The sequence below is a fragment of the Streptomyces sp. NPDC056480 genome (assembly GCF_042795405.1).
In the GTDB taxonomy this organism is placed as follows: domain Bacteria; phylum Actinomycetota; class Actinomycetes; order Streptomycetales; family Streptomycetaceae; genus Streptomyces.
In genome coordinates this window covers 1-10,945 of the sequence record NZ_JBHTSA010000188.1, presented here as the reverse complement: position 1 = coordinate 10,945, position 10,945 = coordinate 1, and the positions used below count along the sequence as shown (strand labels likewise).

Sequence of the window (10,945 nt, the reverse complement as noted above, 5' to 3'; positions counted from 1 at the left end):
CCCGCACCCGATACGGGTGCGGGCGGGGCCCTCAACGCATGACGGCGCCCCAGAAAGCCTAGCCGAGCGCCGACTTCACCACGTCCGCGAGCCGCTGCGCCACCGCGCGCGCCTGCTCGATGTCCGCGGCCTCGACCATGACGCGGACCAGCGGCTCGGTGCCGGAGGGGCGCAGCAGGACGCGGCCGGTGGAGCCGAGCTCCTGCTCGGCGGCGCTGACCGCGGCGGCGAGGTCGCCGGAGGTCTTCACCCGGGACTTGTCGACGTCGGGGACGTTGATGAGGATCTGCGGGAGCCGCTCCATCACGCCGGCCAGGTCCGCGAGCGACTTGCCGGTGGCGGCCACCCGGGCGGCCAGCATCAGACCGGTGAGGGTGCCGTCGCCGGTGGTGGCGTGGTCGAGCACGATGACGTGCCCGGACTGCTCGCCGCCGAGCGCGAAGCCGTGCTCCTTCATGGACTCCAGGACGTAGCGGTCGCCGACCGCCGTCTGGACGAGGTTCAGGCCCTCGCGCTCCATGGCGAGCTTGAAGCCCAGGTTGGACATGACGGTCGCGACCACGGTGTCCCCGCGCAGCGCACCGGCCTCGCGCATGGCGAGGGCGAGCACGGCGAGGATCTGGTCGCCGTCGACCTCGTTGCCCGCGGCGTCCACCGCGAGGCAGCGGTCGGCGTCGCCGTCGTGCGCGATGCCCAGGTCGGCGCCGTGCTCGACGACGGCCGCCTTGAGCAGACCGAGGTGGGTGGAGCCGCAGCCGTCGTTGATGTTGAGGCCGTCCGGCTCGGCACCGATGGTGACGACCTGGGCACCGGCCCGGGTGAAGGCCTCGGGCGAGACGCGGGCGGCGGCGCCGTGGGCCTCGTCGAGGACGACCTTGAGACCGTCGAGACGGTTCGGGAGGACGGCGATGAGGTGGGCGACGTACGTGTCGAAGCCCTGGTCGTAGTCACGGACCCGGCCGACGCCGGAACCGGTCGGACGCTCCCAGGGGGCGCCGGTGCGGTGCTCCTCGTACACGGCCTCGATCTTGTCCTCGAGCTCGTCGGCGAGCTTGTGGCCGCCGCGCGCGAAGAACTTGATGCCGTTGTCGGGCATGGCGTTGTGGCTGGCGGAGAGCATCACGCCGAGGTCGGCGCCGAGGACGCCGGTGAGGTGGGCCACGGCCGGGGTGGGCAGCACACCGACGCGGAGCACGTCGACGCCCGCGCTGGCGAGCCCCGCCACGACGGCGGCTTCGAGGAACTCTCCGGACGCGCGGGGATCGCGTCCGACCACCGCGGTCGGCCGATGGCCCTCGAAGGTGCCCGCCTCGGCGAGCACGTGCGCCGCCGCGACCGACAGGCCGAGCGCGAGCTCCGCCGTGAGGTCCGCGTTGGCCACACCGCGTACGCCGTCCGTGCCGAAGAGTCGTCCCACAGCTGTCCTCCGAGAAATACGTGCCCAAGCATGAAAGAGAAAGAGGTTATGAAAAAACGTACGCCCCGACGGCACGGGCAGTGCCGCCGGGGCGTACGAAAGCAGACCGAGCAGGCGATTAACGCTTGCTGTACTGCGGAGCCTTACGGGCCTTCTTGAGACCGGCCTTCTTGCGCTCGACCGCACGGTCGTCGCGGGAGAGGAAGCCGGCCTTCTTCAGCGCCGGGCGGTTGTTCTCGACGTCCGCCTCGTTCAGCGCACGGGCCACGCCGAGGCGCAGGGCGCCGGCCTGACCGGAGACACCGCCACCCGCGATGCGGGCGATGACGTCGTAGCGGTTGTCGAGCTCGAGCACCTTGAAGGGCTCGTTGACTTCCTGCTGGTGCACCTTGTTGGGGAAGTAGTCCTCAAGGGTGCGACCGTTGATCTTCCACTTGCCGGTGCCCGGAACGATCCGGACGCGGGCGATGGCGTTCTTGCGACGGCCCAGGCCGGCGGCCGGCTGCGGGTCGCCGAAGCGGGACGCGAGCGACTCGGAGGTGTACTCACCCTCGACGAGCTCGGTCTCGGTGGTGTACTCCTCAACGCCCTCGAACTCGTCGACGGGGGTCTCGGGGGTGGTCTCGGCCACGATGCTCCTCAGATTTCTTTCGTTCTTAGGGGGTGTGGCCGGAACTACTGCGCGACCTGGGTGATCTCGAACGGGACCGGCTGCTGCGCAGCGTGCGGGTGGTTCTCGCCCGCGTAGACCTTCAGCTTCGAGATCATCTGACGGCCCAGGGTGTTCTTGGGGATCATGCCCTTGATGGCCTTCTCGACGGCCTTCTCGGGGTTCTTGTCCAGCAGCTCGTCGTAACGGACGGAGCGCAGACCACCCGGGAAGCCGGAGTGGCGGTAAGCCAGCTTCTGGGTCTTCTTGTTGCCGGACAGGTGGACCTTGTCAGCGTTGATGATGATGACGAAGTCGCCCATGTCCATGTGGGGGGCGTAGACGGGCTTGTGCTTGCCTCGGAGGAGGTTCGCAGCCGTGGTCGCCAGACGGCCCAGGACAACGTCCTGCGCGTCGATGATGTGCCACTGGCGAGTGACATCGCCGGGCTTGGGGCTGTACGTACGCACTTCGTAGCCTTCGCTTCTTCAGTGGATGGAGTCCAGACACACCTGAAGCGATCATGCAGCTGGGGCCTGCACTGCCGGGATCAACGCCCGTATGCGAGCCACTGGTAACTGCTCCAGGGAACCTGCGTAAGGGCCCTTCGCGTGAAAACGACGAAGCCAATACGCATAACAAACCGCAACACTACCCGCGCCACCCCGGACGGGTCAAAACGCCGGGAGCCCCCTCCCCGACGCCGACCTCACCCCGAGGCCACCCTCACCCCGCGGCCACAGCCACACCGGCCCCGCCGACCGCCCAGGTCACCGCGCCCGCTCGACCCGCCGCTCGTCCCACACCGGCTCGGTCGTCTCCCGGACGACCCCGTCGGACCCGAACACCAGGAACCGGTCGAAGCTCTTCGCGAACCACCGGTCGTGGGTCACCGCCAGCACCGTCCCGTCGTACGACTCCAGGCCGTCCTGCAGGGCCTCCGCCGACTCCAGGTCCAGGTTGTCCGTCGGCTCGTCCAGGAGCAGCGCCGTCGTGCCCGCCAGCTCCATCAGCAGGATCTGGAACCGCGCCTGCTGCCCGCCCGAGAGCTTGTCGAACGGCTGGTCGCCCTGCCGCTCCAGCTCGTACCGCCGCAGCATCGACATCGCGCCGCCCCGGTCCTTGGCGTGCTCCGTCCACAGGATGTCGACGAGCGGCCGCCCGGTCAGCTCCGGGTGCGCGTGGGTCTGGGCGAAGTGCCCCGGCACCACCCGCGCGCCCAGCTTCCACATGCCCGTGTGGGCGACGGACGGGTCCCCCGCGAGCAGCCGCAGGAAGTGCGACTTGCCCGACCCGTTCGAGCCGAGGACGCCGACCCGCTCGCCGTAGAAGATCTCCAGCGAGAAGGGCTTCATCAGCCCGGTCAGCTCAAGGTTCTCGCAGGTCACAGCACGTACACCGGTACGACCGCCGCGCAGCCGCATCGTGATGTCCTGCTCGCGCGGCGGCTCCGGCGGCGGCCCCGCCTCCTCGAACTTCCGCAGCCGCGTCTGCGCCGCCGCGTACCGCGAGGCCATCTCGTGGCTGACCGCGGCCGCCTGCCGCAGGTTGACGACGAGCTTCTTCAGCTGGGCGTGCTTCTCCTCCCAGCGCCGCTTCAGCTCCTCGAAGCGTGCGAACCGCTCCCGGCGCGCCTCGTGGAAGGTGTCGAAGCCGCCGCCGTGCACCCACACGTCCGAGCCGGCCGGCCCGGGCTCGACCGCGACGATCTTCTGCGCTCCCCGGGACAGCAGCTCCCGGTCGTGAGAGATGAACAACACGGTCTTACGGGTCTCCCGCAGCCGCTCCTCGAGCCACCGCTTGCCGGGGACGTCGAGATAGTTGTCCGGCTCGTCGAGCAGCAGCACCTCGTCGGAGCCGCGGAGCAGCGACTCCAGGACGAGGCGCTTCTGCTCACCGCCGGAGAGCGTCCGGACCTCGCGGAACTGCGCCTTCTCGTACGGGACGCCGAGCGCGGCCATCGTGCACATGTCCCAGAGGGTCTCGGCCTCGTACCCCTGCACCTCGGCCCAGTCGCTGAGGGCCTGCGCGTACTTCATCTGCGCGGCCTCGTCGTCGACGGTCATGATCAGGTGCTCGGCCTCGTCGACGGCCTTCGCGGCCTCCCGGATCCGGGGCTGCGCCACCGAGACCAGCAGGTCACGCACGGTCGACGCGTCGCGTACGGAGCCGACGAACTGCGGCATCACGCCCAGGCCGCCGCTGACGGTGACGGAGCCCCCGTGCGGCTGGAGCTCTCCGGAGATCAGCCGGAGCAGTGTGGTCTTGCCGGCGCCGTTGGCCCCGACGAGGGCGACGACGGCGCCCTCCCCCACCCGGAAGGAGGCGTCCCCGAGCAGGACCCTCCCGTCGGGCAGGTAGTACTCAAGATGCGCGGCCTCGACATGTCCCATGAGGTGCATTGTCGCCGCCCGCGTGGCCGGAGCCCAACCGGTTTAGGATGCGCGGCATGAGCTTTGGGGGACCGCAGTGGCCGCAAGAGCCGCAGCAGGGCGGGCAGCAGGGGCACGGACAGCAGCCGCAGCCGGGGTACGGACAGCAGGGCTACGGACAACAGCCTCAGGGGTACGGGCAGCAGGAGTACGGGCAGCAGGGGTACGGGCAGCAGCCCGGCCAGGGGCAGGCACCCGACCCCTTCCCGGGCGCCCAGGGCGGCGGGGCGACCCCCGACTGGGGCGCCATGGCCGACGCCTCGGCCTCCCGTAACCGCCGCAAGCGCTGGCTGATCATCGGCGGCGGCGCGGTGGCCGCCCTGGTCGTCGGCGCCATCGTCGCCACCGCCGTGGTGGCCTCCGGCAAGAAGAACGACGAGGCGGCCAAGAACGGCGGGGTGCCCACCGGCACGGTCTCCCCCACCGCGGCCCCGACCCCCGAGCCGACCTTCTCCTCGGTGGCGCCGCCGCCCCCGCCGAACCCGAAGGACTACATCTCGGACCCGAAGAAGGACAAGGCCCCGCTCTCCGCGGAGGGCCTGTTCCCGGGCAAGAAGCTGACGATGAACAAGCGCCCGTACAGCAAGGGCGCGACCTCGTCGACGACCGACTGCGCGGCCGTCACCCAGGGCGGCCTCGGCGCCGTCCTGAAGAAGAACGGCTGCCAGCGGGTGCTCCGCGCCACCTATGTGAAGGACGGCGTGGCCATCACCGTCGGCGTCGCCGTCTTCCCCTCGGAGGCCGCGGCCCTGAAGGCGAAGAACCAGGCCACCGGAGGGATCGCCCCGCTGGTCGGCGCGGGCGTGCGTGACTTCTGCCACGCCACGGTCTGCCTGCGCCGCTCGAACTCGGTCGGCCGCTACGCGTACTTCACCCAGGCCGGCTTCTCCAACGGCAAGAAGGTCACCAAGGCCGACAAGCCGGTCTTCCAGGCCAGCGACGACCTCGGCACCTTCGCCTTCAACCAGATCTACGCCCGCGGCCGTGCCCAGGCCTCAGCAGCAGCCGGCGCTCCCGGGGAGTGACCGCTTGTTCCTGGCCTCCAGATTGCGGGCGGCCAGGAGCTCGTCGGCCGGGTAGCCCACCTCTTCGAGGGTGAGGCCGTGCGGCCGTACGACGTGCACGGCCGAGTCCCGGACACCGGCGGCGAGCACCTTGCCGGGCCAGTCCACGGGCCGGTGCCCGTCGCCGACGAAGAGCAGGGCGCCGACCAGCGAGCGGACCATGTTGTGGCAGAAGGCGTCCGCCTTCACGGTCGCCTCCATCACCCCGTCGGGGCGGCGCTCCCAGCGCAGCTCCTGGAGCGTGCGGATGGTGGTGGCTCCCTCGCGCCGCTTGCAGTACGCGGCGAAGTCGTGCTCGCCGACGAGCGCGGCGGCGGCCTCGTTCATGGCGTCCATGTCGAGGGCCCAGTCGTGCCACAGCACGTGTCCGCGCTGCAGCGGGTCGACCCCGCCGGGGTTGTCGGTGACGCGGTACGCGTAACGGCGCCAGATCGCGGAGAAACGCGCGTTGAAGCCGCTGGGGGCCTCGGTCAGGGACCAGACCCGCACATCGTGCGAGAGGCGCCCCGCGAGCCGCCTGAGCAGCTTGTCGCGGTGCTCGGCCCACAGCTCGACGGGCAGGTCGACATGCGCGACCTGGCCGCGCGCGTGCACCCCGGAGTCGGTCCGGCCGGCCACGGTCAGCTCGTACGTCTCCGTCGACCGGGTCACGGTCCGCAGCGCGGCCTCGATGTCCCCCTGCACGGTCCGCTGCCCCTGGGACTGCCTGGCCCAGCCGGAGAAGTCCTTGCCGTCGTACGACAGGTCAAGCCGAACCCGTACGAACCCGTCCTGCACGTCATCGCTCACGCGGAATCATCCTCTCGAAACCATCGAACACGGCAGCGGGCCCGCACCCCAGAGGGGTACGGGCCCGCCACACGAGAACAGTCGGTCGGAACGCTTACGCGTCCTTCGACTCCTCGGCCGGAGCCTCGGCGGCCGCGTCGGCCTCCTTGACGGCGCGCACGGTGGCGGCCTCGGCCTCGGCGACGGTCGCCTTCTTGGCGATCTCGCCCTCGACCAGCTCGATCACGGCCATCGGGGCGTTGTCGCCACGACGGTTGCCGATCTTGGTGATACGGGTGTAGCCACCCGGGCGCTCGGAGTAGCGCGGGGCGATCTCGGTGAAGAGGGTGTGGACGATGCCCTTGTCGGTGATCGTCTGCAGCACCAGGCGACGGTTGTGGATGTCGCCCTTCTTCGCCTTGGTGATCAGGCGCTCGGCGACCGGACGCAGGCGACGGGCCTTGGCCTCGGTGGTGGTGATGCGGCCGTGCTCGAAGAGCGACTTCGCCAGGTTGGCGAGGAGCAGCTTCTCGTGCGCGGCGGAACCGCCGAGGCGGGCACCCTTCGCGGGACGCGGCATGGTGTATCTCCTTGTGATCTGCACCGGCCGTATGAGGTACCGATGTCAGTGTCCGAGCGGGCGAGTGCCCGTCGGAGACCCCGCACCCCCGAGGGGGCGCGGGGAACTGCGCGGCCGGCCGAAGCCGGCCCGCAGACGATCTACTAGTACTGCTCGGTCTCGACGAAGCCCGCGTCCGCGTCGTCGTCGGCGCCGAAGGCGTCCGCGGCGGCGGTCGGGTCGAATCCGGGCGGCGAGTCCTTCAGCGCGAGGCCCATACCGGCCAGCTTCGCCTTGACCTCGTCGATCGACTTCGCACCGAAGTTGCGGATGTCGAGCAGGTCGGCCTCGGAACGCGCCACGAGCTCACCCACGGAGTGGATGCCCTCGCGCTTGAGGCAGTTGTACGAACGAACGGTGAGCTCGAGCTCCTCGATCGGCAGCGCCAGGTCGGCGGCGAGGGCGGCGTCCGTCGGGGACGGGCCCATGTCGATGCCCTCGGCGTCGATGTTGAGCTCGCGCGCCAGACCGAACAGCTCGACCAGGGTCTTGCCGGCGGACGCCATGGCGTCACGCGGGCGCATGGCCTGCTTGGTCTCGACGTCGACGATCAGCTTGTCGAAGTCGGTGCGCTGCTCGACACGGGTCGCCTCGACCTTGTACGTGACCTTGAGCACCGGGGAGTAGATGGAGTCGACCGGGATACGACCGATCTCCTGGCCCACCTGCTTGTTCTGCACGGCGGAGACGTAGCCGCGACCGCGCTCGACGGTCAGCTCCATCTCCAGCTTGCCCTTGCCGTTGAGCGTGGCGAGGACGAGGTCGGGGTTGTGCACCTCGACACCGGCCGGGGGCGCGATGTCGGCGGCGGTGACCAGACCCGGGCCCTGCTTGCGCAGGTACATCACGACCGGCTCGTCGTGCTCCGAGGAGACGACCAGCTGCTTGATGTTGAGGATGAGGTCGGTCACGTCCTCCTTGACGCCCGGCACGGTGGTGAACTCGTGCAGGACGCCGTCGATGCGGATGCTGGTGACAGCGGCACCCGGGATCGAGGACAGGAGGGTACGGCGGAGGGAGTTGCCGAGGGTGTAGCCGAAGCCCGGCTCCAGCGGCTCGATCACGAACCGGGAGCGGAACTCGTCGACGACCTCTTCGGTCAGCGAAGGACGCTGAGCGATAAGCATGTGTCAATCCTTCATTCGTGGACGCCCACTATTTGACGCCCGACGGAGTGCTGCGTACTGCAAGGGTACGGGCGGCACGGTCCGAAGAGCCGTACCGCCCGAAGTCCTGGATCAAGCAGCCGTGCGTCAGACGCGGCGGCGCTTGGGGGGACGGCAGCCGTTGTGCGGCGTGGGGGTGACGTCCTGGATCGAACCGACCTCGAGGCCCGTGGCCTGGAGGGAGCGGATCGCGGTCTCGCGGCCGGAGCCCGGACCCTTGACGAAGACGTCGACCTTGCGCATGCCGTGCTCCTGCGCGCGGCGAGCGGCCGACTCGGCGGCCATCTGCGCGGCGAACGGGGTCGACTTGCGCGAGCCCTTGAAGCCGACGTGGCCGGCGGAGGCCCAGGAGATCACGTTGCCCGCGGGGTCCGTGATCGAGACGATCGTGTTGTTGAACGTGCTCTTGATGTGCGCGTGGCCGTGAGCGACGTTCTTCTTTTCCTTGCGGCGCACCTTCTTGGCAGCGCCCTGACGACCCTTGGGGGGCATCTATAACTCCTACGGGAGGTGGTCGGTCCTACAGCGAAGACCGCTTGGTCAAGCGTCCGCTGAGGACTACTTCTTGCCCGGCTTCTTCTTGCCGGCGATGGCGCGACGCGGGCCCTTGCGGGTACGAGCGTTCGTGCTGGTGCGCTGGCCGCGGACGGGCAGGCCACGACGGTGGCGCAGGCCCTGGTAGCAGCCGATCTCGACCTTGCGGCGGATGTCGGCGGCGATCTCGCGGCGGAGGTCACCCTCGGTCTGGAGGTTGGCGTCCACGTACTCGCGGATCTTGACGAGGTCTTCCTCGGCAAGGTCGCGGACACGGGTGGACGGGTTCACGCCGGTCGCGGCGAGAATCTCCTCGGACCGGGTACGCCCGATGCCGAAGACGTAGGTGAGTGCGACCACCACACGCTTTTCGCGCGGGATGTCAACACCGGAAACGCGTGCCATTCAATGGCTCCTGTGTTCTCGGGGGTCTGCTGCAGAACCATTCCCGGCTGCCGTATGAGGTACAGGTCGGGTCCCCGGCCCCCGCCGGAGGTGCCGTCAACCGTGAGAACACGGCCCGACGGGCTCTGCGTATGTACGTGTTGCTATGCGTCGCGCGAAGAACTGCGAAATTGCAGGTCGGTCGGCGTGCGTCAGCCCTGGCGCTGCTTGTGGCGCAGGTTGTCGCAGATGACCATGACCCGGCCGTGACGGCGGATCACCTTGCACTTGTCGCAGATCTTCTTGACGCTCGGCTTGACCTTCATGGGTGTGAGGTTCTCCGGGTCAGTGCCACCACCCGCGCGCGGACGCGGGGTGCGGGCAAGATCTACTTGTACCGGTAGACGATCCGGCCACGCGTCAGGTCGTACGGAGAGAGCTCCACCACGACCCGGTCGTCCGGAAGGATTCGGATGTAGTGCATCCGCATCTTGCCGGAGATGTGCGCGAGGACCTTGTGACCGTTCTGGAGCTCCACCTTGAACATGGCGTTCGGGAGGGACTCGATCACGGTGCCCTCGATTTCGATGGCACCTTGCTTCTTGGCCACGCTTCGCCTTTCGAATCGGCTACCTTGATCGACTCTCGCCGCCGTATGCGGACACACGGGTACACGAGAGCCGACGCATCAGTCTACGTCAGGCCCCAGGAAAAGACGAATCGGGAAGTCTGCCCACCCGAACTGATCCTTACGCAAGACGCCACGCCGTAGAAAACTCAAACGTACTCCTGGACGAACCGAAACGCGTCGCCCCGCCCCCCGGACGAGCGCCGTCCGCTACGCCAGCGGGTCCGGCGCCGCCGTCACGCCCAGCTCCGCCAGCTTCGCCTTGCCGCCGACCCGATCCCCGACGCAGACCTCGCGGGCTCGGCGCCCGGGGGCGCCTCACAGGCTTCGGCCCGCTGCGCCGGCCTCCGGCCGGCGGACCCCCCGCCCCCGGACGAGCGCCGTCCGCTACGCCAGCGGGTCCGGCGCCGCCGTCACGCCCAGCTCCGCCAGCTTCGCCTTGCCGCCATCGACCGCCGTCAGGACCAGCGGGCCCTCCTCGGTCAGCGCGATCGAGTGCTCCCAGTGCGAGGACCAGGTGCCGTCCGTCGTGATGACCGTCCAGTCGTCCTTCAGGACCTCCGTCTGCGGGGTGCCCAGGGAGACCATCGGCTCGATCGCCAGGCACAGGCCGGGAACCAGCTTCGGGCCCTTGCCGCGCTTGCGGGAGACGTAGTTCAGCAGGTGCGGGTCCATGTGCATCTCGGTGCCGATGCCGTGGCCGCCGTAGTCCTCGATGATCCCGTACCGGCCCAGGCTGTGGTCGCCGACGGCGGGACGCGGCTGGCGCTTGATGTACGTCTCGATCGCCTTCGAGATGTCGACCAGACGGTTGCCGAGCCTCATGGCCGCGATGCCGGCCCACATCGACTCCTCCGTGACCCGGGAGAGCTCCACGAGCTCGGGCGCGTGCCCGGTGCCCACGAAGGCCGTGAAGGCCGCGTCACCGTGCCAGCCGTCCACGATCGCGCCCGCGTCGATGGAGATGATGTCGCCGTCCTTGAGGACGGTCTTGTCGTCGGGGATGCCGTGGACGACGACCTCGTTCACCGAGGTGCAGATCGTCGCGGGGAACCCGCCGTACCCGAGGAAGTTCGACTTCGCCCCGTGGTCGGCGATGACCTTCCGCGCGACCTCGTCCAGGTCCTTCGTCGTGGCGCCCGGCACGGCGGCCTCACGCGTCGCCGCGTGAATGGCGGCGACGACCAGCCCCGCCTCGCGCATCTTCGCGATCTGCTCGGGGGTCTTGATCTGCACCATCGTGGCCGCGGCCTTTCCTTCGAGTACGGGGAACAGAACAACGAT

At 69.4% G+C, this 10,945-nt stretch carries 13 protein-coding genes; 1 reads left to right on the top strand and 12 read right to left on the bottom strand.

The genetic code is table 11. The annotated features are described in order from the left end of the window. Positions 1–58: 58 nt before the first annotated feature. The 4 genes from glmM to ACFQ79_RS38835 form a co-directional block, all read right to left on the bottom strand. Complete coding sequence (glmM, locus tag ACFQ79_RS38850) at positions 59–1,417, bottom strand: phosphoglucosamine mutase (protein WP_383592649.1); 1,359 nt, start codon at positions 1,415–1,417, stop codon at positions 59–61. Between the two features lie 118 nt (positions 1,418–1,535). Next, positions 1,536–2,048 (bottom strand): 30S ribosomal protein S9, encoded by a 513-nt coding sequence (gene rpsI, locus ACFQ79_RS38845; protein ID WP_015035601.1) that lies wholly within the window; start codon positions 2,046–2,048, stop codon positions 1,536–1,538. A gap of 44 nt (positions 2,049–2,092) precedes the next feature. Then, on the bottom strand, positions 2,093–2,536 hold the full coding sequence (rplM, locus tag ACFQ79_RS38840; RefSeq protein WP_017239595.1) for a 50S ribosomal protein L13: 444 nt from the start codon (positions 2,534–2,536) through the stop codon (positions 2,093–2,095). A gap of 300 nt (positions 2,537–2,836) precedes the next feature. Continuing rightward, on the bottom strand, positions 2,837–4,459 hold the full coding sequence (locus tag ACFQ79_RS38835) for an ABC-F family ATP-binding cassette domain-containing protein (protein ID WP_383592645.1): 1,623 nt from the start codon (positions 4,457–4,459) through the stop codon (positions 2,837–2,839). Positions 4,460–4,515: 56 nt separating this feature from the next. On the opposite strand from ACFQ79_RS38835, the gene ACFQ79_RS38830 reads away from it, so the two are divergent. Then, the gene (locus tag ACFQ79_RS38830) at positions 4,516–5,523 is read left to right on the top strand and encodes a hypothetical protein (RefSeq protein ID WP_383592643.1); all 1,008 of its coding nucleotides are present in this window, start codon (positions 4,516–4,518) and stop codon (positions 5,521–5,523) included. Here the strand turns inward: ACFQ79_RS38830 and truA are convergent. The 8 genes from truA to map form a co-directional block, all read right to left on the bottom strand. Next, on the bottom strand, positions 5,494–6,351 hold the full coding sequence (truA, locus tag ACFQ79_RS38825; RefSeq protein ID WP_383592641.1) for a tRNA pseudouridine(38-40) synthase TruA: 858 nt from the start codon (positions 6,349–6,351) through the stop codon (positions 5,494–5,496). The two genes, ACFQ79_RS38830 and truA, sit on opposite strands and share 30 nt — an antisense overlap. Before the next feature lie 94 nt (positions 6,352–6,445). Next, positions 6,446–6,910 (bottom strand): 50S ribosomal protein L17, encoded by a 465-nt coding sequence (gene rplQ, locus ACFQ79_RS38820; protein WP_015035596.1) that lies wholly within the window; start codon positions 6,908–6,910, stop codon positions 6,446–6,448. Between the two features lie 143 nt (positions 6,911–7,053). Next, positions 7,054–8,076 (bottom strand): DNA-directed RNA polymerase subunit alpha, encoded by a 1,023-nt coding sequence (locus ACFQ79_RS38815; RefSeq protein ID WP_003966937.1) that lies wholly within the window; start codon positions 8,074–8,076, stop codon positions 7,054–7,056. Between the two features lie 126 nt (positions 8,077–8,202). Next, a complete protein-coding gene (gene rpsK / locus ACFQ79_RS38810; protein ID WP_006376016.1) occupies positions 8,203–8,607 on the bottom strand; it encodes a 30S ribosomal protein S11 in 405 nt (134 codons plus the stop codon). Between the two features lie 66 nt (positions 8,608–8,673). Continuing rightward, entirely contained in the window at positions 8,674–9,054 is a 381-nt protein-coding gene (rpsM, locus tag ACFQ79_RS38805; protein WP_015035595.1) for a 30S ribosomal protein S13, read from the bottom strand. Positions 9,055–9,245: 191 nt separating this feature from the next. Continuing rightward, entirely contained in the window at positions 9,246–9,359 is a 114-nt protein-coding gene (gene rpmJ, locus ACFQ79_RS38800; protein ID WP_003956441.1) for a 50S ribosomal protein L36, read from the bottom strand. 62 nt (positions 9,360–9,421) lie between these two features. After that, the gene (infA, locus tag ACFQ79_RS38795) at positions 9,422–9,643 is read right to left on the bottom strand and encodes a translation initiation factor IF-1 (protein ID WP_003956442.1); all 222 of its coding nucleotides are present in this window, start codon (positions 9,641–9,643) and stop codon (positions 9,422–9,424) included. A 405-nt stretch (positions 9,644–10,048) separates the two neighbouring features. Further along, positions 10,049–10,900 (bottom strand): type I methionyl aminopeptidase, encoded by an 852-nt coding sequence (gene map, locus ACFQ79_RS38790; RefSeq protein ID WP_383592652.1) that lies wholly within the window; start codon positions 10,898–10,900, stop codon positions 10,049–10,051. Positions 10,901–10,945 lie beyond the last annotated feature (45 nt).